General features: G+C 70.3%; 23 protein-coding genes. 5 read left to right on the forward strand and 18 right to left on the reverse strand.

Translation table 11 applies throughout. The features are described from left to right. The first annotated feature begins 203 nt into the window (after nucleotides 1-203). Both AC5P1C_RS10870 and AC5P1C_RS10875 read left to right on the forward strand, forming a co-directional pair. Nucleotides 204-2,903, forward strand: coding sequence for a discoidin domain-containing protein (locus AC5P1C_RS10870; RefSeq protein WP_493865525.1), 2,700 nt, complete (start codon nucleotides 204-206; stop codon nucleotides 2,901-2,903). 92 nt (nucleotides 2,904-2,995) lie between these two features. Next, nucleotides 2,996-3,778 carry a class I SAM-dependent methyltransferase gene (locus AC5P1C_RS10875; RefSeq protein WP_493865526.1) on the forward strand — a complete coding sequence of 261 codons (783 nt, stop codon included), beginning with the start codon at nucleotides 2,996-2,998 and terminating at the stop codon, nucleotides 3,776-3,778. On the opposite strand, the gene AC5P1C_RS10880 is transcribed toward AC5P1C_RS10875, so the two are convergent. Genes AC5P1C_RS10880 through AC5P1C_RS10915 form a run of 8 tightly spaced genes read right to left on the reverse strand, consistent with a single transcriptional unit; the run spans nucleotide 3,735 to nucleotide 12,085 of the window. Next, complete coding sequence (locus AC5P1C_RS10880; protein WP_493865527.1) at nucleotides 3,735-5,558, reverse strand: hypothetical protein; 1,824 nt, start codon at nucleotides 5,556-5,558, stop codon at nucleotides 3,735-3,737. The genes AC5P1C_RS10875 and AC5P1C_RS10880 overlap by 44 nt on opposite strands. After that, complete coding sequence (locus tag AC5P1C_RS10885; protein WP_493865528.1) at nucleotides 5,555-6,151, reverse strand: hypothetical protein; 597 nt, start codon at nucleotides 6,149-6,151, stop codon at nucleotides 5,555-5,557. The genes AC5P1C_RS10880 and AC5P1C_RS10885 overlap by 4 nt, the downstream gene beginning before the upstream one ends. Continuing rightward, a complete protein-coding gene (locus AC5P1C_RS10890) occupies nucleotides 6,148-7,014 on the reverse strand; it encodes a carbohydrate ABC transporter permease (protein ID WP_493865529.1) in 867 nt (288 codons plus the stop codon). Before AC5P1C_RS10890 ends, AC5P1C_RS10885 begins: the two co-directional genes overlap by 4 nt. Continuing rightward, the gene (locus AC5P1C_RS10895) at nucleotides 7,011-7,970 is read right to left on the reverse strand and encodes a carbohydrate ABC transporter permease (protein ID WP_493865530.1); all 960 of its coding nucleotides are present in this window, start codon (nucleotides 7,968-7,970) and stop codon (nucleotides 7,011-7,013) included. The genes AC5P1C_RS10890 and AC5P1C_RS10895 overlap by 4 nt, the downstream gene beginning before the upstream one ends. After that, the gene (locus AC5P1C_RS10900) at nucleotides 7,967-9,250 is read right to left on the reverse strand and encodes an ABC transporter substrate-binding protein (protein ID WP_493865531.1); all 1,284 of its coding nucleotides are present in this window, start codon (nucleotides 9,248-9,250) and stop codon (nucleotides 7,967-7,969) included. Before AC5P1C_RS10900 ends, AC5P1C_RS10895 begins: the two co-directional genes overlap by 4 nt. 56 nt (nucleotides 9,251-9,306) lie before the next feature. After that, nucleotides 9,307-10,053: a cupin domain-containing protein gene (locus AC5P1C_RS10905; RefSeq protein ID WP_493865532.1), complete on the reverse strand. Its 747-nt coding sequence runs from the start codon at nucleotides 10,051-10,053 to the stop codon at nucleotides 9,307-9,309. Continuing rightward, the gene (locus tag AC5P1C_RS10910; protein ID WP_493865533.1) at nucleotides 10,047-10,970 is read right to left on the reverse strand and encodes a DUF6807 domain-containing protein; all 924 of its coding nucleotides are present in this window, start codon (nucleotides 10,968-10,970) and stop codon (nucleotides 10,047-10,049) included. Before AC5P1C_RS10910 ends, AC5P1C_RS10905 begins: the two co-directional genes overlap by 7 nt. After that, nucleotides 10,967-12,085 carry a Gfo/Idh/MocA family protein gene (locus AC5P1C_RS10915; RefSeq protein ID WP_493865534.1) on the reverse strand — a complete coding sequence of 373 codons (1,119 nt, stop codon included), beginning with the start codon at nucleotides 12,083-12,085 and terminating at the stop codon, nucleotides 10,967-10,969. Before AC5P1C_RS10915 ends, AC5P1C_RS10910 begins: the two co-directional genes overlap by 4 nt. A 202-nt stretch (nucleotides 12,086-12,287) precedes the next feature. Here AC5P1C_RS10915 and AC5P1C_RS10920 point away from each other — a divergent pair, with 202 nt between their 5' ends. Next, entirely contained in the window at nucleotides 12,288-13,631 is a 1,344-nt protein-coding gene (locus AC5P1C_RS10920; protein ID WP_493865535.1) for a Gfo/Idh/MocA family protein, read from the forward strand. Nucleotides 13,632-13,691: 60 nt separating this feature from the next. Here the strand turns inward: AC5P1C_RS10920 and katG are convergent, their stop codons facing one another. Further along, nucleotides 13,692-15,905 carry a catalase/peroxidase HPI gene (gene katG, locus AC5P1C_RS10925; protein WP_493865536.1) on the reverse strand — a complete coding sequence of 738 codons (2,214 nt, stop codon included), beginning with the start codon at nucleotides 15,903-15,905 and terminating at the stop codon, nucleotides 13,692-13,694. A 343-nt stretch (nucleotides 15,906-16,248) separates the two neighbouring features. Here katG and AC5P1C_RS10930 point away from each other — a divergent pair, with 343 nt between their 5' ends. Further along, a complete protein-coding gene (locus tag AC5P1C_RS10930) occupies nucleotides 16,249-16,665 on the forward strand; it encodes a Fur family transcriptional regulator (protein ID WP_493865537.1) in 417 nt (138 codons plus the stop codon). 43 nt (nucleotides 16,666-16,708) lie between these two features. Here the strand turns inward: AC5P1C_RS10930 and AC5P1C_RS10935 are convergent, their stop codons facing one another. The 3 genes from AC5P1C_RS10935 to AC5P1C_RS10945 form a co-directional block, all read right to left on the reverse strand. Beyond that, nucleotides 16,709-18,433 carry an acyl-CoA dehydrogenase family protein gene (locus AC5P1C_RS10935; RefSeq protein WP_493865538.1) on the reverse strand — a complete coding sequence of 575 codons (1,725 nt, stop codon included), beginning with the start codon at nucleotides 18,431-18,433 and terminating at the stop codon, nucleotides 16,709-16,711. A 64-nt stretch (nucleotides 18,434-18,497) separates the two neighbouring features. Next, complete coding sequence (locus AC5P1C_RS10940) at nucleotides 18,498-19,055, reverse strand: PadR family transcriptional regulator (protein WP_493865539.1); 558 nt, start codon at nucleotides 19,053-19,055, stop codon at nucleotides 18,498-18,500. 62 nt (nucleotides 19,056-19,117) lie between these two features. Further along, nucleotides 19,118-20,434, reverse strand: coding sequence for a phosphoribosyltransferase family protein (locus tag AC5P1C_RS10945; RefSeq protein ID WP_493865540.1), 1,317 nt, complete (start codon nucleotides 20,432-20,434; stop codon nucleotides 19,118-19,120). A 136-nt stretch (nucleotides 20,435-20,570) separates the two neighbouring features. On the opposite strand from AC5P1C_RS10945, the gene AC5P1C_RS10950 reads away from it, so the two are divergent. Beyond that, entirely contained in the window at nucleotides 20,571-21,389 is an 819-nt protein-coding gene (locus tag AC5P1C_RS10950) for an HAD-IIA family hydrolase (protein ID WP_493865541.1), read from the forward strand. A gap of 403 nt (nucleotides 21,390-21,792) precedes the next feature. Here the strand turns inward: AC5P1C_RS10950 and AC5P1C_RS10955 are convergent, their stop codons facing one another. The 6 genes from AC5P1C_RS10955 to AC5P1C_RS10980 form a co-directional block, all read right to left on the reverse strand. Beyond that, nucleotides 21,793-22,644 (reverse strand): ATP/GTP-binding protein, encoded by an 852-nt coding sequence (locus AC5P1C_RS10955; RefSeq protein WP_493865542.1) that lies wholly within the window; start codon nucleotides 22,642-22,644, stop codon nucleotides 21,793-21,795. A 67-nt stretch (nucleotides 22,645-22,711) separates the two neighbouring features. Beyond that, on the reverse strand, nucleotides 22,712-23,419 hold the full coding sequence (gene fabG / locus AC5P1C_RS10960) for a 3-oxoacyl-ACP reductase FabG (RefSeq protein ID WP_493865543.1): 708 nt from the start codon (nucleotides 23,417-23,419) through the stop codon (nucleotides 22,712-22,714). Beyond that, nucleotides 23,419-23,682, reverse strand: coding sequence for a hypothetical protein (locus tag AC5P1C_RS10965; protein ID WP_493865544.1), 264 nt, complete (start codon nucleotides 23,680-23,682; stop codon nucleotides 23,419-23,421). Before AC5P1C_RS10965 ends, fabG begins: the two co-directional genes overlap by 1 nt. Nucleotides 23,683-23,686: 4 nt before the next feature. Then, nucleotides 23,687-24,199 (reverse strand): hypothetical protein, encoded by a 513-nt coding sequence (locus AC5P1C_RS10970; RefSeq protein WP_493865545.1) that lies wholly within the window; start codon nucleotides 24,197-24,199, stop codon nucleotides 23,687-23,689. Nucleotides 24,200-24,478: 279 nt separating this feature from the next. Next, nucleotides 24,479-25,489 (reverse strand): AvrD family protein, encoded by a 1,011-nt coding sequence (locus AC5P1C_RS10975; protein ID WP_493865546.1) that lies wholly within the window; start codon nucleotides 25,487-25,489, stop codon nucleotides 24,479-24,481. Between the two features lie 197 nt (nucleotides 25,490-25,686). Further along, nucleotides 25,687-26,172, reverse strand: coding sequence for a MarR family winged helix-turn-helix transcriptional regulator (locus AC5P1C_RS10980; RefSeq protein ID WP_493865547.1), 486 nt, complete (start codon nucleotides 26,170-26,172; stop codon nucleotides 25,687-25,689). Between the last annotated feature and the right edge of the window lie 129 nt (nucleotides 26,173-26,301).

A 26,301-nucleotide genomic window follows, 5' to 3' on the forward strand; every position in this document is an offset into this window, starting at 1 on the left:
CAGGAATCAGCCAGCGCCATGGGCCGCCTCGCACGGCGTACCCCGGCCCCACAGGGCCACCGGTCCCAGACCTCGATGCCTACTGCTCGATGCCTACTGATGAGTTCGTTTGATTCTTCAACGCACCGTGCGATTCATTGACGCGGACCGTTCACATCTTTATGGTCGCCTGACCTTCCCCGGCGACCCCGCAACGGAGCACAATGAGGTCCCTCCCCCGCACGGCCCGGTTCATCGCACCCTTCCTCGTGGGTGTCCTGGCGGCGGCCGTTCCCCCCACCGCGGCGGCCGACAACGCGACGCCGAGAACCGACGGGCCTGCGACGCCCGCGTCCCCCCATGACGACTGGACGCTGACGTCGACCCGCATCGACGCGAAGGACACCTACCACGCCTTCGTCGGCAACGGATATCTCGGCCAGCGCGTCGCGCCCAACGGAGCCGGCTATGCCGACTCCAAGGACAAGACCGGATGGCCGCTGTTCACCCCCCGCTACGACGGTTCCTTCGTCTCCGGGCTCTACGCGCACCACAAGGACACCACCGAGAACCGCCAGGTCGCCGCGGCGATCCCCACCTGGACCCCGCTCACGGTGTCCACCGGCGGGCCGGCGTCCGAGACGTTCACCTCCGAGACGCCGGCCGCCCGCATCTCGCACTACCGGCAGAGCCTCGACCGGCGTCGTGGCCTGGTGCGGACCGAGCTCACCTGGACGGCGGCCGACGGGCGGGCCACCGACCTCAGCTACGAGGTCCTCGCGGACCGCACGAACCCCCATGTCGGAGCCGTACGCCTGCGCATGACCCCGCACTGGGACGGCCACGCGAAGGTCACCGACCGCATCGACGGCCGCGGCGCCCGGCGCATCACGCCCACCGGCGGCGGCGCACGCTCCGGCGGTCAGACGATGGCCGTGGGGTTCCGCACGGAGGGCACGAAGACCGAAGGGGCTGTCGCGTCGACGCTCCGCGCGGGGCACGGAGCGCGTACAGGAAATGAACAAACCTCAGCTACCGCCCGCAAGTTGAGCGCACACCAGTCCGTCGGCGTCCCGGTCCGCTCCGGGCAGACCTACGAACTCACCAAGTACGTGGGCGTCGACACCGCGCTGACCTCCCGCACCCCGGAGCGCGCCGCCGTCGCGGCCTCGCAGCGCGCGGCGGGGCGCGGCTGGGACGCCCTGTTCGCCGGCCACACCGCCGCCTGGCGCAAGCTCTGGCGCAGCGACATCGAGGTGCCCGGACAGGGCGAACTCCAGTCGTGGGTGCGGTCGGCCCAGTACGGGCTGCTCTCCAGCACCCGCACCGGCTCGGCCGACAGCATCTCCCCCACCGGCCTGAGCAGCGACAACTACGCGGGGCTCATCTTCTGGGACGCGGAGACCTGGATGTACCCGGCGCTGCTCGCCGCCCACCCCGACCTCGCCAAGTCCGTGGTGGACTACCGCTACCGCACCCGGGACGGCGCCCGCGCCAACGCCGAGAAGCTCGGCCACAGCGGCCTGTTCTACCCCTGGACCAGCGCGAGCAAGGGCGATCTCAAGGCCGAGTGCCACAGCGTCGACCCGCCCCACTGCCGCACCCAGAACCACCTGCAGAGCGACATCGCCCTGGCCGCCTGGCAGTACTACCTCGCCACCAAGGACGACCAGTGGCTGCGCACCCGTGGCTGGCCGGTGATCAAGGGGATCGCCGAGTTCTGGGCCGACCGCGCCACGCGCAACGCCGACGGCAGCTACTCCATCAAGGACGTCGCAGGTCCCGACGAGTACAGCAACGGCGTCGACGACGGCGTCTTCACCAACGCGGGCGCCGCCACCACCCTGCGCACCGCGGCCCGCGCCGCGAAGCTCCTCGGCAAGGACGCACCCGCGAACTGGAACACGGTCGCCGACAAGCTGCGCATCCCCTACGACAAGGAGAAGCAGGTCTTCCAGCAGTACGACGGCTACAAGGGCTCGGTGATCAAGCAGGCGGACACCGTGCTCCTGATGTACCCGCTGGAGTGGCCGATGTCGAAGCAGGCCGCCACGAACACCCTCGACTACTACGCGGCCCGCACCGACCCGGACGGCCCCGCCATGACCGACTCGGTGCACGCCATCGACGCCGCCGCCATCGGTGAGCCCGGCTGCTCCGCGTACACCTACCTGACGCGCTCCATCCGGCCCTTCTCACGCGGCCCGTTCAACGTGTTCTCCGAGGCCCGCGGCGACAAGGCCGGAGCCTCCGACCCGCTGTCGGGCTCCCCCGCGCAGAACTTCACGACCGGCCAGGGCGGCTTCCTCCAGGTCTTCACCAACGGCCTGACCGGGATGCGGATGCGCGAGAACGGCGTGCACCTCGACCCGATGCTGCCGCCGCAGCTCTCCCAGGGCGTCAAGCTCAACGGGCAGCGCTGGCAGGGCCGTACGTACGACATCGCCATCGGCGCCCACGAGACGACGGTGCGCCTCACGCACGGCGAGCCCTTCGAGATCGAGACCCCGCAGGGCAAGCAGGTCGTGAGCCAGGACGCGCCCGCGCACATCAAGACCCGCCGCCCGGACCTGGAGCCCACCGACAACCTCGCCAGGTGCCGGTCGGCGAAGGCCAGTTCGGAGCAGCCCGGCCAGTACGCGGACGCGGCCCTCGACGGCAGCACCGCCACCGCCTGGGTGCCCGACGCCGCCCGCGCCACCCTCACCGCGGACCTCGGCAAGGTCTCCCGGATCGCCGAGATCACGCCGCACTGGACGGACGTGAAGCCGACGAAGCACACGGTGCAGACCTCGCTCGACGGACAGCACTGGAAGACCGCCGAGCCGGACGGTGACACCACCGCCCGCTACGTCCGGGTGACGTTCACCTCCGAGGACGCGAAGAAGCCCGCGGGAATCCAGGAGTTGACCGTCGGCCGCTAGGTCACGGCAGGAACGGCGGGGCAGCGGGGGCGGCGGGGGCGGCACGAAAACCAGTGCCGCCCCCGCCGCCCCCCGTTGATAGCGTGCCGCGCGTGGCAGACGAATTGTTCGAGAACCCAAGGCTGGCGGCGCTCTACGATCCACTGGAAGTGGACCGGGCCGACCTGGACGTGTACGCCGACGTCGCAGAGGAGTTGAAGGCACGTCAGGTGCTCGACGTGGGCTGCGGCACGGGTACGTTCGCGCTGCTGCTCGCCGGCCGAGGCCTGCGGGTGACCGGCGTCGACCCTGCCGCGGCCTCCCTCGACGTCGCGCGGTCCAAGCCCGGCGGCGAACGGGTGCGGTGGATCCACGGCGACGCGACGGCGCTCCCGGAGCTGCGGGTCGACCTGGCCACCATGACCGGCAACGTCGCCCAGGCGATCGCTGAACCGGAGGCCTGGGACGGCACGCTGCGCGCCATCCGTGCCGCGCTGCGGCCCGGCGGGCACCTCGTCTTCGAGACCCGCGACCCGGCCCGCCGGGCGTGGGAGGAGTGGAACGCCGCCGCGACCCGCCGCACGGTCACCGTCGAGGGCGTCGGGGACGTCGAGACCTGGGTGGACGTCACCGACGTGAGCCTGCCGCTGGTGTCCTTCCGCCACACCTACCTCCTCACCGGGACCGGCGAGACCCTCACTTCCGACTCGACCCTGCGTTTCCGCGAGCGCGACGAAGTGACCGCCTCGCTCACCGCGCACGGATACGTCGTGGAGCAGATCCGCGAGGCCCCGGACCGTCCGGGCAGGGAGTTCGTCTTCTTCGCCCGCCGCCCGAAGTTCGACGAGCACGTCAGCGCAGGGTCATCCGATACGTCAGCGGCGAACGCCCGGTGATCAGGACCCGGATGCCGTCCGGGGCAAGCGAGCCGTTCATCCAGGTGTAGCGCTCCCCCGGCTCGACCACGGGAGGCTGCTTGCCGCCCTTCCCGTTGCCGGGGCCGAAGGTGATCCGGTCGTCGCCGACCGTGTAGGCCGCCTCGCCGCTGACGAGCTGGTACGTGTCGTCGGCTCCGGCGACCGGCTCCAGGCCCCTGCCCGACAGCTCCCCGCCCCGCCGGAAGCACAGTTCGACGGCCAGCGGCACCGCGGACTCCGACACGTCGAAGGACAACTCCCAGCCGCCGTCGTCCGTCTCGCGCACCAGGATCTCCGTACGCAGCGCCCGGTACTCCTTGGGCCGGTGCGGGAAGTCCATCGCCGACCAGAAGCGCCCGTCGTCAGTGAGCGGGTAGAGCCCGTCCTTTCGGCGGTGGCGCCGGGGCAGCGGCTGGTGGAACGCCGCGCGGGTCTCCGCGTGCAGCCGCCACGCGTCGCCCTTCCGCTCAAGGCCCTCGGAACGGAAGGGACCGAGCGAGAAGAACTGCGGGGCGATCCGCAGCGAGTCGAGGATCGCGGCGCCCTTGCGCATCTTGAAGAACGTGGGGTTTGTGGAGAGCCCCGACGAGATGGCGTGCACCTCGGGCAGGTCCGTGCCACCGAAGATGCTCGCCGTCCGCTCGCCGCGACGCACGCGCACCAGGCGGCAGCTGTCGTCGTGGTGCTCGAAGTCGGTCGGCAGCGCCTTCACCGCCGGCAGTTCACGGGCGAGCTCGGTGCGGTCGAGGACTTCGGCGAGCCGGTCGCCCAGCGGGGTCTCGCCGAAGGTCTGCCCGGCGCCGCGCTCCCGCAGCAGCGCGGCGACCGCCGCGAACGTCCCGTTGCCGTCGCGGATCGCCAACTCCCGGTACTGCAGCCAGAACTCGGGCAGGTGGCGCAGCGCGGCCTGGTCCTGGCGGCGCGAATGGACCGATTCCACCTCGCCGTTGGGCTCGGTGACGTACAGCGAGGCGGTGAGGTTGTCCCGTACGTGTGCGTACAGGTCGGGTCGGTCGTGGAAGCGGGCGATGGTCAGCAGGGCCGGGTTGGTGACGACCGCCGAGTACGTGGGACTGCGCTCGCTGTACTCGCCGCCCGCCAGTTGGTCGATGCCCTCCGCGAGCCAGGCGTCGATGCGCCTGGGATACGAGGGGTCGGGCCAGCGCCGGTGGATGCGGGAGAGCGCGGAGCACACCAGCCAGCGGTGGTTGGCGGTGTGCACACCTCCGTCGGCGAGTCCGGGGCCCGCCTTGCGCAGGATCCGCTCGACCGTCGCGCGCAGCTCAACGGTGGACCGTTCGCCGTCCTTGTCGAGCAGGGCGTACGCGATGTTGAGGTCGACGACGGAGAAGGCGGTGTCGGGCGGTGAGTGGACGGCGCCCTGGTCCCACAGCCCGTCGTCGAACTGTTCCTCGGCGAGGGTGTCCGCGAGTTCTCGCAGTGGGCGCAGGAGCGCCGCGTCATGGTGGTACGCCGACGCGGCGTGCCCGTGGACGGAGGCGAGCGTGCGCAGGCTGCGGGCTGCGGCGCGGGCCTTGCCCTGATCGCGCAGCTCGGTGATGTGGTCGCCGTACCCGTCGAGGACGGCGTCGGAGCGGGCGTCGGCCGCCGTGGTGAGGAAGGCGACGAAGTCGGCGTCCTGCCGGGGCCGTTCGGGTGCCGGCCCGTCCGCCGCTGTCGCCGACGGGCCGGAGATGCCCCCGATGCCCGTGGCGGTGGCCGTGGCGGAGGTGGCGAGGAAGGTTCTGCGGGCGATCACGCTGTCTCCCCATGGTGCGTGCGTACGTCGATGGCGGTGAGCGCGAGGGCCAGCGGCCCCGGCGCGAGGAACGCGAGCGGCAGCATCATCCAGGCGCACAGCCCGGCTGCCGCGAGGGCGAGCAGCACCAGGGCGCTGCCGCCCAGGTCCGAGGCCGCATCGCCCGCGGCGCCGCGCACCGCGGCGCGCCAGTCGGTGAGCGATTCGGGGCAGGCACAGGCGCGCAGCCCCACCACCACGGCGCACGCTCCGATCGCCGCGGCCGTCACGGCGAAGACGCGGGCACCCGGAAGCCCCGCCCCGGCGAGCGCCAGGTCGGCCGCGAGCAGCAGCACCCCGGCGAGCGCGACCGCGCCCGCGGCGAGGTCACCGGGACGCAGCCGTTCACGCAGCAGCGCCGCGTATCGCCCCGCTGTGGCGGGCCGGGCGTCCCTGGTGCCGCGCACGATGGCACACGCGGTGGAGATCGCCGCCGGAGCGGTGATCAGCGGCAGGCAGGCGAGCGCCGTGATCACGCCGATGACCAGCACATCCGCGAACAAGGTCATCCGGGGCCCGAAGATCTCGCCCGGCTCGCGGGTCCGCACGCTCATCCCTTGACCCCGGAGTTGGCCATGCCCTCGACCAGGAAGCGCTGGAAGGCGAGGAAGAACAGCACGATCGGAAGCAGCGCGATGACCGACATGGCGAACATCGGGCCGAACGCCGACTGGCTGGAAGCGTCCACGAAGGACCGCAGCGCCAGCGTGAGCGTGAACTTCTCCGGCGAGAAGAGATAGATCAGCTGCGTGAAGAAGTCGTTCCAGGTCCAGATGAAGGTGAAGATCGCGGTGGTGATCAGCGCGGGCCTGGTGAGCGGCAGGACGACCAGGAAGAAGCTCCGGAACGGACCGCACCCGTCGATCCTGGCGGCTTCCTCCAGCTCGCGCGGCAGGCCGCGCATGAACTGCACGATGAGGAAGACGAAGAACGCCTCGGTGGCGAGGAACTTCGGCAGGATCAGCGGCCAGTAGGTGTTCACCATGCCGAGCTGGTTGAAGATGATGTACTGCGGGATCAGGACCGCGTGGTGCGGCAGCATGATCGTCGCGATCATGAAGGCGAAGAGCGGCCCGCGGAAGCGGAACCGCAACCGCGCGAAGGCGTAGGCCGCGAGCGAGCAGCTCAGTACGTTGCCCAGGACCGCGCCGCCCGCGATCAGCAGGGAGTTGGAGAGCAGCCGTACGACGGACACGTCGTCCACGCCGTCGAGCGCGGTGGAGTAGTTCGACCACTCCAGCTTGCTGGGCAGCAGGTTCAGGCTCGCGATCACCTCGTCGGCGGGCTTGAGCGACGTGGCGACGAGCCAGGCCAGCGGATAGAGCATCACCAGGAGCGCGGCCAGGCACCCTGCGTGCAGCGCCACGCGGCGCCAGGGAAAGGACCGACGGCCCACAGTGGTGGCGGTGGTGGTCATCGCTCCCCCTCGTGCGCGTAGAAGACCCAGGAGCGCGAGGTGCGGAAGAGCACCGCGGTGACGGCTCCGATGGCGATCAGCAGGACCCAGGCCATGGCGGACGCGTAGCCCATGTGGGAGGCGACGAAGCCGCGGTCGTAGAGGTAGAGCGTGTAGAAGAGGGTGGAGTCGGCGGGGCCGCCCTTGCCTCCGCTGACCGCGAAGGCGGGGGTGAACACCTGGAAGGCCTGGATGGTCTGGAGCACCAGGTTGAAGAAGAGCACCGGCGACAGCATCGGCAGCGTGATGGAGATGAACTGCCGTTTGCGGCTGGCCCCGTCCACCGATGCGGCTTCGTAGAGCTCGACGGGGATCTGCTGCAGCCCCGCAAGGAAGATCACCATGGGGGCGCCGAACTGCCAGACGGTCAGGAGCGCCACGGCGAGCAGTGCCCAGCCGGGTTTGTTGACCCAGCCGCCGGTGTGGATGCCGATGTCCGCGAGGAGGTTGTCGACGGTGCCGCCGTCGTTGAAGACCGCCCGCCACACCAACGCGATCGACATGGAGGCGCCGAGCAGCGAGGGGGCGTAGAAAGCGGACCGGTAGAAGGACTTGCCGCGCCTCATGGACTTCAGGGCGAGCGCGACGGCAAGGGCGAGCGCCAGTTGCAGCGGTACGGCGATGACGACGTACGTCAATGTCGCGCCGACGGAGCGCCAGTAGCGCGGGTCCTCGGTGAACATCTGGACGTAATTGCGCAAGCCCACCCAGCGCGGGGCGTTGAACAAGTCGTAGTCCGTGAAGGACAGATACAGCGAGACGGCCATCGGGAGCAGCGTCAGGACGACGGCGCCGAGGACCCAGGGCGAGAGGAACACCCATGCGGCGCCTTCACGTTGACGCCGTCGGCGCTGCTGCCGCGGTGGTGCGGGGCTCTTCGCCCGCGCGGCCTTCGCGGGTACGTCGGTGGTGGTCATGACCTCAGCTCCGCCTCCGCCTCGGTGATGAAGTCCTCCGCTGCCTCGCGCGGTGTCATCTGCTCGAACGACACCTGGTCGTAGTCGCGCTGGAAGGTGGTCTGCAGGGAGGTGTCGCCGCTGGGCGGGGCCTGTGGCGGTGTCTTGAGGCTGCCGTCGACGGAGTCCTGGTAGTCGGCGACGGTCTTGTCGAAATCCTTCAGCTCGGGGCCGAGGTCGTCGCGGATGGGCTCGTTGACGGGGATGCCGCGCGAGGCGCCGAGGATCGCCGCCGCCTTCTCGTCATTGATCATGAAGTCGATGAACTCGGCGGATTCCTCCGGGTGTTCGGTGCTCGCCGCCGCGCCCATGAACATCGAGGGCTTGAAGTACTGGCCGGGGGTCCCGTCCGAACCCGAAGGCATCGGGGCGAGGGTGAGGCCTTCGCCCAGGATCGGCATGTACCCGCTGGCGGGCGCGTCCCAGTTGAAGTCGGCGACCGCCGTGCCGCGCGCCAGCGGCTGGTTCTCCACCGACCCGTCGAGCTGCGTGGTCTGCTCGGCGGACGACACCGCGCCCTCGCGCCGCAGCTTGTCGGTGAAGGTCCACCAGCGGGTCAGGTCATCGGCGGTGAAGCCGAGGCCGCGGTCCTTGGTGTAGAGGTCCTTGCCCTGGCCGCGCAGCCACACCTCGAAGCAGTCCTCGCTCTGTCCGGGGTCGATGGATCCCGGCTTCCCCGCCTTCTTCGCCAACTCCCGCATGGCGGCGGCCCATTCGTCCCAGGTCCAGCCCTTGCGCGGGAGCTCCACCCCGGCTGCCTTCCACTGCTTGGCGTCGTACACGAGGGTCTCGGTGCCGCGGCCCTGCGGGATCGCGTACTGGGTGTCGTCCACGGCGCCGGTGGCGAGGAGGCCGGGGTCGACCTCATCCGTGCGCAGGGCCTTCTTCTGCTTCCCGAGGTCGAGGAGGATGCCGCCGGACGCGTACTGGTCGATCTGCCGGTAGTCGAGCTGCATCACGTCCGGGGCGTCGCCGCCCGCCGCCTGGGTGGCGAGCTTCTGCTTGTACGCCTCGTAGCCGGCGAACGAGGTCTGCACCTCGACCCCGGGGTGCTCCTTCTCGAACAGCGCGACAGCTTCCTGGGTTCGGGCGGCCCGGTCCGGGTTTCCCCACCAGGTGTAGCGCAGCACGGTCTTGCCGCCGCCGCTCGAATCGTCCGAGCCGCCGCAGCCGGTGAGCAGCACGCTGAGCGTGAGCACCGCGGCCGTCGCGCAGGACCTCGTCGTCCTGTTTCCGGGCATGCCGATGCACCTCTCCTCTCTGGTTTCTTGACGGGTTCTTCTTGTGGAGGGCGCGGCTACTCGCCGTGGTACGGGAGGGTGGTGCCCGGCAGTTCGTACTCGTCGCGGCGCCCGCACATGCCGTAGCCCCCGGTGCGCGAAGGGCGGCTGTCGTACGAGCCCGAGCCGGCCAGGTACTCAGGGCTGCCGGACTCGAGTGCGTCGAGCTGTGCGCCGGTGCGCTCGGCGGTGGCAAGGGCTCCGGCCCGCCACAGCTCGCGCCAGGTGGGGACCTTGTCCCGCACGAGCCGGGCCGCTGTCTGCTGGAACTCCAGGTAGGGGCCGTTGTCCCCGGCCCTGAGCGCCTCGCGCAGCGGCAGGTACCCCTCGACGGCCAGGTCACGGCGTTTGCGTGCGGCGGCTTCCGCCTCCGGTCCTTCCTTCGCGGGGAGCTTCGCCGCGGCGGCGTATCGCTCAGGGTCGGCGAGCACGTCGGGCGGGAAGGTGAAGACGGCGTCCCCGGCCTCGGGCAGGCCGCTGTTCTGCATCAGGACCGTGATCCGCAGGTCGCCGCCCTGCACCATGCGGTGCACGGTGCCGGGCGTGAACCACGCGACGGAGCCTGCTTCCAGGGGGACCTCGCGGTAGCCGTCGGGGCTGAGCGTCTGGACGGCGCCGCGGCCACCGGTGACGACGTACGCCTCGGTGCACACCAGGTGCAGGTGCGGGCTGCCGCCGCAGACTCCGTCGGCGGCCTCCCATGCGTAGGCGCTCAGGTGCGAGAGACCGACGGCTCCGGGCAGCGGGTGCGGGAGGCTCACCATGTCAGTCCCTTCAGGTGGGTGGCGACGCGGTCGCGGTCCCAGGCGCCGTCGGCGACCAGGACGCGGTAGCGGTAGGTGAAGGACGCGCCGGGTGCCAGCGTGAACTCGTCGAAGAACGCCCAGGAGAAGGCGACGGTCGGGATGGGTTCGGAGCGTACGAACCAGTGCGACGCGTGGATCGCGCTCGCCTCGTCCAGGTTCTCGGGGGCGTGCGCGAAGACCAGCGTGGAGTGCGCGTCCACGTCGTCGTGTTCGGCGGTGAAGGCGAGCCAGGGGCCCTGGGTTCCCATGAGGCCTGCCGCGTCCTTCTCGTCGTCGGGGCCGAAGGCGTCGCCGCCGGTGAAGTCGCGCGGCCCGCGCCACTGCAGGCCCGTGTATCCGGCCATGTCGCGTCCGGCGGTGGTCGGCGAGCCGAATCGCAGGGGTTCGTCGCGGATGTTGGTCAGGCGGATCGACCAGTCCAGGGCCCAGGATCCGGCTTCCTCGTCGACCGAGTGGACGGTGATGCCGCGCTCTTCCCTGGCCCATTCCTGGCCGCCGTTGGCGATCCAGGTGAGCTCTTCGGCGAGGTGGAAGCGGTCCTCCTCGACGTCGAGGGCGGGGAAGCCGTCGTGGCGCATCGATCCGACCCGCTCCGGCAGACGCAGATATCCCTCGCCGTGGACGTAGCAGTTGCCGCCCCAGAAGTTCTGCCCCGACAGATGACTCGCGGTCATCTGGAGGCCCTTGTGCCAGCGGTGGTCGTTCGGGCGGTACCCCGAGACCTGGTTCCCTGCGAGGGTGCGCAGGGGGTGGATGTAGGGCTTGCGGGCCTCGAAGGCATCCGGGTCGGGCGCGTAGACGTAGCTGAGCAGCTCGACGCCGGCGGCCCGGACCGTGATGCGCTCGCCGTGGGTGTGGGTGACCTGAATCGTCATCGCTGGGGGCTCCAGTCGGGGTGGCTGCCATGCATGGCCGGGTAGTAGGGGTCACCGGCGGCGATCTCGCCCGCGAGCACCGGCCGTCCGGTGAACGCCGACTTGTAGAGCGCGGCGGCGAATTCGAGGGTGCGCCGGGCGTCGGCACCGCTGCCCGGCGGCCGTACGCCCTGCTCGTACGCGTCGAGGAGGGCGCCCAGCTGGGCGGCGTGCGAGCTGGGTACGTCGGCGGCGGGCGTCCGCCAGGCGTCCGCGCGCCCGGCGTCGACGTGCGGGGCCGGGGTGTAGACCCAGTCCTCGTTGGAGTGGCCGTAGAGGTGCGTGAGTTCGACCGTCGCGTCGGCGCAGTCGACGCGGATGCGGCTGACCTCGTCCGGGGACAGGACGCTGTTGACGACGGTGGCGAGCGCGCCGTTCGCGAAGCGCACCAGGGCGGTCGAGACGTCCTCGCTCTCGGTGTCGTGGACGAGGCGGGCCGCCATCGCGCGCACCTCGGTCCAGTCGCCGAGCAGATGCAGGAGCAGGTCGAACTGGTGGATGCCGTGCCCCATGGTGGGGCCGCCGCCCTCGCTCTCCCACCGGCCGCGCCACGGCACCGCGTAGTAGGCGCTGTCCCGGTGCCAGGTGGTCTGGCAGTGCGCGACCCGGGGTGCGCCGAGCTCGCCGCCCGCGATCAGCTCACGGGCGTGGACGGCGCCCGAGCCGTACCGGTGCTGGAAGACCACCGATGCGTACGTTCCCGAGGCCTCCTCGGCGGCGGCGATCTCGTCGTACTCGGCGAGCGCCAGGCACAGCGGCTTCTCGCACAGCACCCATGCGCCGGCCTTCAGCGCGGCCACGGTCTGCGTCCGGTGCAGCGACGGCGGGGTGCCGATCAACACCAGGTCGGGGCGGACCGCGTCGAGCATCGAGTCGAAGTCGGCATAGCCCTCGACCTCCCTGCCCGTCGCCCCTGCCTCCGCGCGGAAGGCAGCGAGCCTGGCCGGGTCGACATCGACGGCGGCTCTCAGCTCGATCCGGTCGGAATGGGTCCGCAGGGCAGGCAGATGACTGCCGGTCACGATGCCGCCCGTGCCGACGACGGCGGCCCGTAGACGCGTGGGGGTGGAGGACATACGGTCTCCTCGAACGAGCTTAGAAAGCGCTTGCACTGGGGCCGACCCTAGGCACCGGGGGAATGTCAGGACAAGACCTCGGAGCCGAAAAGTGAATCGACTCAATATGTGGACGGCGGACGTTGCCGCACGCTCACCACCTCCCCCCCGCGACACCCACACCCGGACACCGCACGCACCAACTCCCCGAAGGGAATCCCGCATGCCCCTCGACGCCGCGCGCCGTCGCCGCTGTGCCGTGGTGGGACTCGGCGCCCGTGCCCAGCTCTTCACCGAGGCGCTCGCCGGTCCCTACGCGGACCGCATCGAACTGGCCGGCTTCTGCGACACCAACGCGCACCGCATGGCCGTCCACAACGGCTGGATCTCGACCGCCCGCCCCGGCCGCCCGCCCGTACCCGCCTACGCCGCGGACGACTTCGAGGAGATGCTGCGCCGTGAGCGCGTCGACCTCGTCGTGGTGTGCACCGTCGACCACCTGCACGACCACTACATCGTGCGGGCACTCGAAGCGGGCTGCGACGTGGTCACCGAGAAGCCGATGACCACGACGGCCGAGCGCGCCCGGCGCATCCTCGACACCCAGCGCCGCACCGGCCGTCAGGTCGGAGTCGCCTTCAACTACCGCTACAACCCGGTGCACTCGGCGGTGCGCGAGCTCATCGCGGACGGCGAGATCGGGGAGGTCGGCTCGGTGCACTTCGAGTGGCTGCTCGATCTGCGGCACGGCGCGGACTACTTCCGCCGCTGGCACCGCGACAAGGCGAACTCCGGCGGCCTGATGGTGCACAAGGCCACCCACCACTTCGACCTGGTCAACTGGTGGCTCGGCGCGCGGCCCGAAACCGTCTACGCCCAGGGCGGGCTCTTCTTCTACGGCGACACGGCGGGCAACCGGCGCGGCCTGGCCCACGACTACACCCGCGCCCACGGATCCTCCGCCGCCGATGGCGACCCCTTCGCCATCCGCCTGGCCGACTCGTCCGTACTCAGCGCCCTGTACCTGGAGGCGGAGGCCGAGGACGGCTACCACCGCGACCAGAACGTGTTCGGGCCCGGGGTGAGCATCGAGGACGACATGGCGGTCCTCGTGCGCTACTCGTCCGGCGCGACCCTCACGTACCACCTCACCGCGTACGCGCCCTGGGAGGGCTACCGCATCGCCTTCAACGGCAGCGAGGGACGCATCGAACTCCTCGTGGAGGAATCCACCTGGACGCGCCCCGCCGCGCGGACCGAGGGCGCGAGCGCGGTCATGCACGGCGCGGTGGTCGGGGACGAGGCGGGCCGTACGCAGTTGTTGCTGCGCCGCTTCTGGGAGGAGCCGCGGGAAGTGAAGGTGCCCTCAGGCGTGGGCGGGCACGGCGGCGGGGACGTGCGGATGCTCGCCGACCTCTTCGGCGGGCGGACGCCCGGCGAGGGGGACTCGCTCGGCCGCGCGGCGGACGCAGGCGACGGAGCACTCTCCCTGGCCACGGGCCTGGCCGCGAACCAGTCCTTCGTGACGGGGCTTCCGGTCGACGCCCGGACGCTCATGGACGGCTGATACGACGTCCGGGCCGGCCCGCGTGGGCCGGCCCGGACGTGTTGTGCAAGGGTGCCGGACTCAGACGAGGTCGAACCGGTCGAGCTTCATGACCTTGTCCCAGGCCGCGACGAAGTCCTTCACGAACTTCTCCTTCGCGTCGTCGCTCGCGTAGACCTCGGCGAGCGCGCGCAGCTCGGAGTTCGAGCCGAAGACCAGGTCGGCGCGGGTGCCGGTCCACTTGACCGCGCCGCTCGCGTCACGGCCCTCGAACTCGTCCTGCGCCTCGGACGTCGACTTCCAGGTCGTGCCCATGTCGAGCAGGTTGACGAAGAAGTCGTTCGACAGGGTGCCCGGCTTGTCCGTGAACACGCCGTGCTTCGACCCGGCGTGGTTGGCGCCGAGGACACGCAGTCCGCCGACGAGGACCGTCAGCTCGGGCGCGCTCAGGGTCAGCAGGTTCGCCTTGTCGATCAGCAGGAACTCGGCCGGCAGGCGGTTGCCCTTGCCGACGAAGTTGCGGAAGCCGTCGTTGGTCGGCTCCAGCGCGGCGAACGACTCGACGTCCGTCTGCTCCTGCGCGGCGTCGACACGGCCCGGCGTGAACGGCACCTCGACCTGGACACCCGCGTCCTTGGCCGCCTTCTCGACCGCCGCCGAGCCGCCGAGGACGACCAGGTCGGCCAGCGAGACCTTCTTGGCACCGGAGTTGAAGGACGACTGGATGCCCTCGAGCGTACGCAGCACCTGCGCGAGGTCGTCCGGGTTGTTCACCTCCCAGCTGCGCTGCGGCTCCAGACGGATACGGCCGCCGTTGGCGCCACCGCGCTTGTCGCTGCCACGGAAGGAGGACGCCGCGGCCCAGGCCGCGGAGACCAGCTGCGCGGTGGTGAGGTCCGAGGCGAGGATCTTCTCCTTGAGCGATGCGACGTCCGACGCGTCGACCGGCTCGCCCTCGGCCGCCGGCAGCGGGTCCTGCCACAGCAGCACCTCGTCGGGCACCTCCGGGCCGAGGTAGCGCACGATCGGGCCCATGTCACGGTGCGTCAGCTTGTACCAGGCGCGGGCGAACGCGTCCGCGAACTGGTCCGGGTTCTCGTAGAAACGCCGCGAGATCTGCTCGTAGACCGGGTCGAAGCGCAGCGACAGGTCGGTGGTGAGCATCATCGGGGGGCGCTTCTTCGACGTGTCGAAGGCGTCGGGGATGACCGCCTCGGCGTTCGTCGCCACCCACTGGTTTGCACCCGCCGGGCTCTGGGTGAGCTCGTAGTCGTACTCGAAGAGGTGCTTGAAGAAGTCGTGGCCCCACTTCGTGGGCGTGGTGGTCCAGATGACCTCGAGACCGCTGGTGATCGCGTCCTTGCCCACGCCGGTGCCGTGGGTGTTCTTCCAGCCGAGGCCCTGCTGCTCCATGAGCGCGGCCTCGGGGTCGTCGCCGACGGCCTCGCTCGGTCCCGCGCCGTGGGTCTTGCCGAAGGTGTGGCCGCCGGCGATGAGCGCGACGGTCTCCTCGTCGTTCATCGCCATGCGGCGGAACGTCTCACGGATGTCGCGGGCCGCGGCAACCGGGTCCGGGTTGCCGTTGGGGCCCTCGGGGTTGACGTAGATGAGACCCATCTGGACCGCGCCGAGCGGGTTCTCCAGCTCACGGTCGCCGGTGTAGCGCTCGTCCTCGAGCCAGGTGGTCTCCGGGCCCCAGTACACGTCCTCGTCGGGCTCCCAGACATCGGCGCGGCCGCCGGCGAAGCCGAAGGTCTCGAAGCCCATCGTCTCCAGGGCGACGTTGCCGGTGAGGACCATGAGGTCGGCCCAGGAGAGGTTCTGGCCGTACTTCTTCTTCACCGGCCACAGCAGACGGCGGGCCTTGTCCAGGCTGGCGTTGTCCGGCCAGCTGTTGAGCGGTGCGAAGCGCTGCTGCCCGGCTCCGGCGCCGCCGCGGCCGTCGCTGATGCGGTACGTGCCCGCGCTGTGCCACGCCATGCGGATCATGAGCGGGCCGTAGTTGCCGAAGTCGGCGGGCCACCAGTCCTGCGAGGTCGTGAGGACCTCGGCGATGTCCCGTTTCACGGCCGGCAGGTCGAGGCTCTTGAACGCCTCGGCGTAGTCGAACTCCTCACCGAGGGGGTTGGCCACGGCGGGGTTCTTGGCGAGGATCTTCAGGTTGAGCCGCTCCGGCCACCACTGGCGGTTTCCGCCGCCCTGGGTCGGGTGCGGCGCGCGACCGTGCGCGACCGGGCAACCGCCGGTCCCTTCCGGCTCGGGGTCGGTGACGATCGCGTCATGGTTCTCAGTCATGGGAATCCTTCCGGACGGGGCGGATCACGGTGCTCAGGAACTGCGAACGACGGAACGGTCTGGGGCGCCGAGGGACGGCTGGGGCATCAGTTCCAGGCCGAGGTCGCCCGCCTGCTCGCGGGATTGTTTCTCCGCGAGCGGGGCATTGGATGTCGGGGCGAACGCACCGGATGCCGGGGCGAGCGGACCCGTCTCCTGAAGTCACGTGCTGTTCCCTGCTGTTGCCCTGTCCCTTGGCCGTCGGCCGGAACTGATCCTACGATGGACCAAGTCCAAGTCAATACGACAGACGGGTCCGTACGCATTCGGTTGTCAGACGCTGCACACAGTTAGGCTGGTAGACATGAGCGATCTCCTGGAACGGCTCCGCGGACGTGGCTGGAGGATGACCGCTCAGCGCCGGGTGGTCGCCGAAGTGCTCGACGGTGAACACGTCCACCTGACCGCGGACGAAGTGCTCGCGCGCGCCACGGCCCGGCTGCCGGAGATTTCCCGCGCCACTGTCTACAACACGCTCGGCGAGCTGGTCTCGCTCGGCGAGGTGATCGAGGTGGCCACCGGCCGCGCGAAGCGGTACGACCCGAACGCCCACCACCCCCACCAGCACCTGGTGTGTTCGGGCTGCGGCGCCATCCGCGACGTACACCCCGGCGGCGACCCCCTGGCCGCCCTTCCGGCCTCCGAGCGCTTCGGCTTCACGGTCTCCGAGGCCGAGGTGACCTATCGGGGGCTGTGCCCGGAGTGCGTCGCCCAGGCGTAGGGGCCCACGCCGTCGCCGGACATGGGCCCCTTCTTGTCGCGTGCTACGGCGCCATCTCGTACGCACCGGCCAGTGCCTCGACGCGCTCCCACACCCGTGCCGAGCGCTCCTCGTCGACGACCGGTCGGCGCACCGCGCCCAGCGCCCAGCTCTGCTGGTCCGCGGTGGCGGAGTCCTTGCCGTGCAGTTCGACGGCGTGCGCGGAGAAGTCGCGTACGAGAACCGCGAACAGCTCGTCGAGCACGTCCTGGTCCAGACCCGTCAGGCGCGCCTGCTCCAGGATCAGCTGGCCGTGCACGACGAGGGCGAAGAGCTGGCCGACGGCGAGCAGGAGGTCGAGGTCGCGGCTCTGCTCCTCGCCGGGGGCTGCCGTCCTGACGAACTCGCAGAGGGCGTCGGCCTGTTCGCGCAAGCGGGCGACGTTGGGCACCTCCGCGTACGCGTCATAGGCGGTGCGCCAGTCGTGGAAGCGGATCGCGCCCAGGCCGCGGGCGGGTCCCTGCCGGAAGAGGAAGTCGTCGTCGGCCGCGTCCAGGCGCGTCGGCACCGGCTCGTAATCGGCCGGATCCAGGAGGTGGTTGCCCATGAACTTGAGGATCAGGGCGAGGTTCACGTGGACCGTGCCCTCCAGCTTCGGCAGGCCCCGGATCTCGACGGCGGCCTGGGCGAAGTAGGTGTCCTTCTCGAAGCCCTTGGCGGCGATGACGTCCCACATCAGGTCGATGACCTTCTCGCCCTCCGTGGTCACCTTCATCTTCGTCATGGGGTTGAAGAGGAGGTAGCGGCGGTCGTCGGGGCCCGCCGAGCGGAAGTAGTCGACGGCGCGGTCACTGAACAGCTTCATCCCGACGAGGCGGACGTACGCGTCGGCCAGCTCGCGGCGCACGTGCGGGAAGGCGGTGACGGGGCGCCCGTACAGGATGCGGTTGTTGGCGTGGGTGACGGCCTCGTACATCGCGTGCTCGCAGATGCCGATCGAGGCGGTGCAGAGGTTGAACTTGCCGACGTTGACGGTGTTGAGGGCGGCGTCGAAGGCGGCACGGCCGGTGTGCAGGACGTCGTCGGGACCGACCGGATAGTTCTCCAGGCGGAACTCGCTGACGTACTTGGAGGAGTCGACGACGTTCTTGACCAGGTGGTAGGCGTCGTGGCGGCTGTCGGCGGCGAAGAAGACATAGCCGTCGGGGCCTTCGACGTCGGTGCGGCGGCCGAAGACGGAGACGAGGCCGGCCGCGTTGCCGTTGCCGATGTAGTACTTGGAGCCGCTGGCGCGGAAGCCGCCCTCACCGTCCGGCTCCAGGAGCATGTCGGTGGAGTAGATGTCGGCGCCGTGGGTCTTCTCTGACAGGCCGAAGGCGAACACCTCACCCTGGGACAGGAGTTCCGCAGCGCGCGCACGGGCGGCCGGGTTCTCGCTCTGCCAGACAGGACCCAGGCCGAGGATGGTGACCTGCCACGCGTACCAGTAGTCGAGCCCGTAGAAGCCGAAGATCTCGTTGAGGGCGGCGATGCGGGCGGTGTCCCAGCGTGCGTCCTCGTTGCCCTCGGCAGCGGCGGATTCCGGGGTGAGGAAGGTGGCGAACAGCCCCTCCTTGGCGGAGAACTCCAGGAAGTCGGCCAGCCAGGCCCGCGTGCGGTAGTCCTCGATCAGCTGCCGCTTGCCACGGGCCTCGAACCAGTCGACGGTCGCGCGCAGCAGCCTGCGGGTCTCGGGGTCGAACTGCTTCGGGTCGTAGGTGCGCGGGTTGAACAGCAGCGGGTCGGCCATGGTTGTTCGCCTTTCCGGCTCGGGAGGTTCGGTGAGGGGTGGTGGCGTGGAGCGTCCGGCCGTCTCAGCCCTGGGGGCCGAGCCGGTGGAGGGTGGCGAGCACGTCGTCGAGCCAGGCGAGCGTCATCCGTTCGTACGCGATGCCGCCGCGCAGCACGACATGCTGGAGTTCCTGCCCGGCATCGGGCGTGGCGGGCGCGTCGGGCCCGGTGAAGTCGCGCAGCTCCCCCGCGAGGTAGCGCGCGAGCCGCTCGGTGTGCGCCTGGCGGTGCCTCTCGACCTCGCGGATCAGCGCGATCGGGTCGTCGAAAGCCGCGCCGCGGATCTTCACGGCGAGCTCGTGTCGCACGCTCTCGGGCTCGATGGGCTCGTGCAGCCACTGGGAGAGCACGGACCGCCCGAGGGCGGTGACGGAGTACTCCTTCTTGTCCGGCCGCGCCTGCTGCGGAACCTCGCGGACGTCGATCCACCCGTCGCTCTCCATACGCTTGAGGACGCGGTAGATCTGCTGGTGGGTGGCGGTCCAGAAGTAGCCGATGGACCGCTCGAACCGCCGGGCCAGCTCATAGCCGGAGCCCGGCTTCTCCAGCAGCGAGACGAGAATCGCGTGCTCCAGTGCCATGCCCCGATCCTGCTATGCAACTCGTTGCATAAACAAGGGGCGCCGCCCTGGTGAGACACGGCTCACCCGGGCCGATCGGCGTCCGCCGCCAAGTGCCCGATGAACCATTCCCGGGCGGACTCGGCGACCTCGTCGAGGGCTCCGGGTTCCTCGAAGAGATGGGTGGCCCCCGGGACGATCTCGAGCCGGTGATCGCAGCGCAGTTCGGCCTGCGCCGCGCGGTTGAGGTCGAGCACCCTCGTGTCGTACCCGCCGACGATCAGCAGGGTCGGTGCGCGTACGTCGCCGAGGCGGGGCGCGGCGAGATCGGGCCGACCGCCCCGGGACACGATCGCGCCCACGTCCGCGTCGTCCGCGGCCGCCCGCAGCGCCGCCGCGGCCCCGGTGCTCGCCCCGAAGTAGCCGATGGGCAGGGCCTCGCGCTCCCGCAGCCAGCGGGTGGCCCCCGACAGCCTCGTGGCCAGGGTGTCGATGTCGAAGACGTTCGCCCGGTCGGCCTCCTCGGCCTGCGTGAGCAGGTCGAAGAGAAGCGTGCCGAGGCCCGCTTCGCGCAGGGCCGAAGCCACCGACCGGTTGCGCGGGCTGTGCCGGCTGCTGCCGGAGCCGTGGGCGAACATCACCACCGCCGGGGCCCCCTTGGGCAGCGCGAGGTCTCCGGTGAGGCGGACCCCGCCCGCATCCACGTCGACCTCGACCTCGGACTCGACCTCGACGGGGCCGGGCGCGCACCGGCCGTGCGGCCGGGCGGCCGCGGCCCGTGCCAGGCACGCGATCACTTCCTCGTCGGTGGTCTGCGAGAAGTCTCGGTACCACTGGCCCACGGAGCCGAACTGGTCCGGCGTGGACAAGCACACCACCTCGGCCGCCACCCGGCGCAACCGGTCCACGGTGTCCGCCGGAGCCGTCGGCGCGGCGAACACCACGCGGTCCGCGCCCGCCGCCCGTGCGATCCGGCACGCGGCGGTGGCCGTGGCACCGGTCGCGACCCCGTCGTCCACCACGACCACCGTGCGGCCCTCGATCACCTCACGGGGCCTCCCTGCCCGATACCGTCGCGCCCTCCGCCGCAGCTCCTGTTCCTCCTGGCGCTCGACCGCCGCGAGCTCGTCGGGCCGTATGCCGCAATGGCGCACGATCTCGTCGCTGATGACCCGCACATCGCCCTCGCCGATCGCGCCGAACCCCAGTTCCGGCCTGGTGGGGACGCCCAACTTGCGGACGACGATCACATCGAGCGGGGCGTGGAGCGCCCGCGCCACCTCGAAGGCCACCGGTACGCCACCTCGGGGCAGGCCCAGGACGACCGGGCTCTCCTCCCGCAGGTGCCGCACAGCTGCGGCGAGGCGGCGTCCCGCATCCACACGGTCGGTGAACAGCACAAGGCTCGCCCCATCTCAGGGAACGGAAAGAACCTCCCTGTCTTCGGAGTAACCCCGTTCACCGCATTTCGCAACCGGGGGCGGGTGCGCCGCGGACTCTCTGCGCGGCCGTGCGAGGGTGGCTAGCGTCGGTCGTATGGAACAAGTCGACGCGGTCCTGATCGACATCGACGGTGTGCTCACGGTCTCCTGGGAGCCGTTGCCCGGCGCAGTCGCGGCCATGGAGCGGCTGCGGGCCACGGGACCGCCTTTCGCGCTGGTCACCAACACGACCTCGCGGACCCGGGCCTCGATCTCCGCACGCCTCGCGGGAGCGGGGTTCCCCGTCACTGCCGACGACATCCTCACGGCTCCCACCGTCACCGCCGCATATCTGCGCGAGCGGCACCCGCGCGCCCGTTGTCTGCTGCTCAATGCCGGTGACATCTGGGATGACCTGAGGGGCGTTACGCTCGTCGACGAGTCCGACGCCGACGCGGATCCCCACCTGGACGTGGACGTGGTGGTCATCGGCGGCGCCGGAGACGCGTTCGGCTACGCGGCGCTCAACCGCGCCTTCCGGCACCTGCAGCGCGGGGCCGGCCTCGTGGCCATGCACCGCAACCTCTACTGGCGTACCGCCGACGGCCTCGACCTGGACACGGGCGCCTTCCTCCCCGGCCTCGAGCAGGCCGCGCGGGTCGAGGCAGAGGTCACCGGTAAACCCGCGGAGGCGTTCTTCGCCACCGCGCTCGCCCACCTCGGCGCCGACCGGTCCGCGACGCTCATGGTCGGCGACGACATCGAGTCCGACGTGCTCGCCGCCCAGCGCTGCGGGATCACCGGCGTCCTCGTCAAGACCGGCAAATACCTTCCCGAGACCCATCGGGCAGCCACCGGCACGCCGGACCACGTCCTCGACTCCTTCGCCGCCCTGCCCGACTTCCTGGAACGCCTGGCCACGAACTCCGATTGAGGCCGCTGCGACGCCGTCACGCTCCTGGCGGTCGATGCGCTCCAGCTCGCGTGGCCGGTCGGGGCGCCGAGCGTGAGGGCCAACGCGACGGCCGCGCAGGTGATCACGGTGCGCTTCAGTCGTGGCGTGGAGGGACGTGAGAGAGAACGAGAGGTTTCGGTCACGCAGCGACGCTACGAATCCACAGGTCAGGACGGCGCCGGAGACCCCCGTCACCGTCCATGATCACCCAAGGGGCCCCACAGGCCGCACCCTCACCCGGGGGCCCACGAGGGAATCGCGACCCTGCTCCATGCGACGGACCCATCTGCGCCGGCCGAACACCGCGCGGCCGGCCGGGCCCTCCTTCAGGACCTCGCCCCTGGGCTCGGTCCGCCTGACCCGGCCGTCCGCACAGCCACGGTCAGAAGCGCACCGCGTGTGAGATGCGCCGCCGCAGGGACTTGGCGCGCTGGGCCTCGTGGAAGCGGGAGTCCTGTTCCAGGACCTCCGTGGCCTGGCGCACCTTCGCTCCTGCCCGTTCGATCGCTTCGTCGAGCGGCATGACCAGCGGCAGGCCGAAGATCTCGACGATCCGCTCCACGCGTTCGCGGACGCTGCCGCCCACCACGTGGTAGGGGATCTGCAGCTCCTCAAGGGTCTCGATCAGCAGGTCGTCGGACATCTTCCGGAACTTCTCCGAGACCGGCCGGTGCCCGTCGGCCTTCATCTCGAACTCGACCGGCAGGTGCACGTAGGCGTCGTAGATCCGTTTGGCGCGGCCCTTGGCGACCGCGCCGTAGGCGTCCATGTACTGGCGGTAGAACCGCTTCACCGGGAGCCCGGCGACGTTCTTCACCGTACGCAGCAGCAAGTTCGCGCCGGGGTTGATGCCGACCCGCATGCGTGCCTCGCCGTAGATCCACTCGTGGATCACGGAGCCGTCCGAGATGAACGGCCCCTCCCCCGCCTCGTTGTGGATCCGCTCCTCGAGCCGACGCAACCCGAGCATCGTCAGTTCCATCGCGCTGAGTTCCTGGACCTGCTTGCCCGGAACCAGGTCCAGGAGGATCTCCCGGGACGTCATCGCGTGCGTGCGGGGAATGCCCGTCGCCATCGACAGCGTCTCGGTCGTGGTGCTCTTCCCGCTGGAGTACGTCCCGGAGATCGCCAGGTGCACACCGCGCTGCGGGGCTGTCCCGGTGTGGGTGTCGGTGTCGGTGTGCAGTGTCGGCGAGGGGCCGATGTCAGGTGTGGGGGTGCTCGTGTTCCCCATGGTGTGCTCTCTTCCCGTCGTGGGTGGGTGACCCCGGCCGGAGCCGGGGGTGTGGTCGTTGATGTGGTCAGGCGCCCAGACCCAGGCCGCCGCTGACCGGCAGGACCGCTCCGGTGACGTAGCGGCCCGATTCACCGGCGAGGTAGCGCACGGCGGCAGCCACGTCGGCCGCTTCTCCCACGCGGCCGAGCGGTGTGATGGCCAGCAGGTGGTCGCGTCGGCGATCGGTGATCTCCCGGCTCATGGCCGTGTCGATCAGGCCTGGCGCGACGATGTTGACCGTGATGTTCCGCGGGCCCAGTTCCCAGGCGAGGGAGCGGGCGATGCCGAGCATCCCGGCTTTGGCGGCGGCGTAGTTGACCTGGCCCGGCGCCCCGTACGCGTAGGTCATGGAGGAGATCAGCACGATCCGCCCCCAGCGCGCCCGCACCATGCCGCGCACGGCCCGTCGCACGGTGCGGAAGGCGCCGTGCAGATTGACGTCGACGACGTCCGTGAAGTCCTGCTCGTCCATGCGCAGGAACGGTCTGTCCCGGGTGATGCCCGCGTTGACGACGAGTACTTCGACCGGTCCGTGCGCGGCCTCTGCCTTCTCGAAGGCGGTGTCGATGCTCCGGGTGTCCGTCATCTCGGCGCGTACGGCGAGCAGTTCGCCGTCGGGCGGTGCGGTGTCCCTGTGCGTGACGGCGACGTGGTCGCCGTCTGCCGCCAGGGCGGTCGCCACGGCGAGTCCGATGCCGCGGTTGCCGCCGGTGACCATGACCGAACGTCCCATCAGTGACTCCCGGGGGCGGTGGCGGCTGCCGCGTACCGACCGCGGCGTTCTGCCGTCCGTCGGCCGGTGAGGGCCAGATTCTGCACGGCTGTCGCGACGATGAGGAGGCCGATCTCCCCCAGGCTGGGGAAGGGGAGGCTGGGGAAGGGGCCGCAGCCGGCCGCGGTGTCGGCGCGCCAGCCTGGGTTCACCGACTCCGCCGAGTCCGTAGGGTCCGCCGAGTCGGTAGGGTCCGTCGGGTTCTTCGGGTTCTTCGGGTTCATCGGGTCACCTCGCCGATCCGGTCGCCGCCGCGCAGGGGCGCGGCGCGTCGGCGAACAGGTGCTCCACGGCAGCCGCGAGGCGGTCCGCCGTCAGTGCGTTCGGCAGCAGCCGCCGGGCGAAGCGCGGGTTCAGCGGCGCTCCGTCGTGCCGTTCATCGATCAACAGCGGCGGCAGGAACGCCACCGGCGTACGGGACAGTGCCGCGTCGCTCTCCGCGAGGAAGCGCGCGGCGCGCTCCCTGTGTTCCTCGGGCAGCCAGTCGAGAAACGGCAGACGGACCTCCACGACCTCCTCGTCCGCGAGGTCTTCCGGGCTGTCTTCAGGGCCGTCTTCAGGGCCGTCTTCGTGGCCGTCTTCCGCCTTGTCGAGCAGTAGCAGACGGGGCGCCGCCTGCCATTCCTCGCGCAGCACGGGGACGCGGCATCGTGCCTCGTCGAGGAGGACCAGCAGCGGCCGTTCACCGTCCAGGTGCTCGCGCACCTCGGCACGCTGCTCCGCGTCCGGCCAAAGTCCCATCGGTGTCCACTGCCTCATTTTCGTCCCGGCAGCATCCTGTTCCCAGAGCATGCGAGCGGGTCCTTCGAGTACGACGAGCACGTCCCCTAATCGGAGCGTGGGCGTAAAGCGCATGATCTATTTCCCCCGTTGCGTTTCTTGCGTGTAACTCTGGTGCCAATTGAGCGTGAAGGTGTTGCTCAGGGCGCACGGGACCGTAATTCACCTGCTCATGTATTCCGGCGCGCCGGAATACATGCAAGGAGCGGACAAATTCGGCCCGGTTGCTCGGTCACGCGGTCACGCGACGGCAGGCAGACGGTGTGCGAGCCAGCAACGGCCGTCGATCCCCGCGAAGTCGTCGACCGCCAGTTCCGCGGTGCGCCAGCGGGCATCGCCCATGGACAGGAGCCGGGAGTTCGCGGTGCTCACGGTCGGCGTGAAGCTGTGCCCCAGGGGGCGCACCGGTGTTGCCGCGCCGATGACGAAGCGCCTCATCCAGAGCGTGTCGCTGTTGCCGCGGGACAGACCGTCCTGTGCATAGAGCAGGACCTGGGCCAGCTGGGCCACGCCCACGAGGGCGTCGACCATGGAGACCGAGGGCCCGTACGCCGCTTCCGCTCCGCATGCGGGCGCGTCCTGCTCCGTGGCGACGACGCGCTGCAGCCCTCGGACCTCCTGCCGGTCGAGGTCGACGCGGACCTGCTCCGCGTACTGTTCGCGCTGCTTGTAGCCCACGCCGTAGTGGCGGGCTCGTGCTGGTCCGAGCGCCTGCTTCTCATCGGCGTACATGGCCGGTGCCCCCGCACCGCCCCCCTGTTCGTGCACGAGTGTGCAGCGCACTTTCAGGCGCCCGACCCGGCAGTCGAACGTACTGGCCAGCGTGGAGCGTTCCCCGGTCGGACCGTCGACGGCGATCAGCCTGCCGTGCACGGGGAAGTCCGCGAGGTCCTCATGGGGTGTGCTGCCGGCGCGTACGTCGGCGTGGCGCAGCCAGATCCTGCGCCGCTCGGCGGCGCCGAGCCCGAAGGCCCGGCGGATGTGCGTCTCCGCCAGGTTCGCGGCGAGCACCAGTGCGTCGATGCTGCTCAGGTGCGGCCGCAGCTCGCCGGCGCCGGTCTTGCGGGACCAGTCGCGCGGATAGGTGAGTGTGCCGCGCGCGGTGACGAACGCTCCCGGCTCGGCGGAGCCGTCGGTGGTGATGTTCTTGAGGCTTTGCGTGACGCGTTTGTATCCGCTTCCGAAAAAGCGTGAGCTGCCGGGTCCGAGGCAGCTGTCCAGAGATCCGTACAGTAATTCCTTGTTGCTCATTCCCCGTTTACCTTCCCCCGTGTCGCGAGCCACGCGGCCCGGACAGAAAAAGACTATCCAGCAGGGAAAGAGAAAAGCAATTAGTCAAGGGATTCTGTGACGGCCTCCACAGATCCACATAAAGAGAACCTCAAAAAGGGATCCATCAATTCCGATTGCGCCGGTCGTGCCGGATCAATTCCCGAATACGCAGGACATCACTCGCAGGCGATCACGCGCGGCCAGCGGTCGGCGAGCAGATCGCCGAGCAGTGCGCGCAGCCGCTCACGCTCCCGCTCGGGCACGGCGGACAGGAAGTCCCGCTCCACGGCGTCGACGGCTTGCCCGGCGCGCTCGAGTGCCTCGCGGCCGTCGTCGGTGAGGCTCAGGATGTAGCGCCTGCGGTCCGACGGGTTGCGCCGCCGCTCCACATGGCCGGCCTGCTCCATCTCGTCGATCAGGGCCACCATGGTCGTCGGGTCGAGATGGAGCAGTCTGCTCAGGTCCTGCTGCGACAGGCTCAGATCGCTCTCCAGCGCCGCGAGTACGTAGAAGTAGCGCAGGCGCATGCCCTGCGCCATGAGTACCCGCTCCGCGTCCTCCATCAGGATCGATCCGGCCTTGTTCAGCAGATAGCCGGTCCTGCGGACGAGGGGGAAGTCGAGCCCGGCGGGTTGCGCCGGGGTGGGCGTCGCCTGTGTCATCCGGGCCGTTCCCCTCTACTGCCGAATCTCGGTGAGGCGACCGGATCTGGGGATGCCTTTTTCGGTGATTCCGAACATCCCCGGCGCCGATCGTCGATCACGTCAAGGGTACTGGCGGTGACACCGGCC

The sequence above is a fragment of the Streptomyces sp. A18 genome, assembly GCF_059026065.1.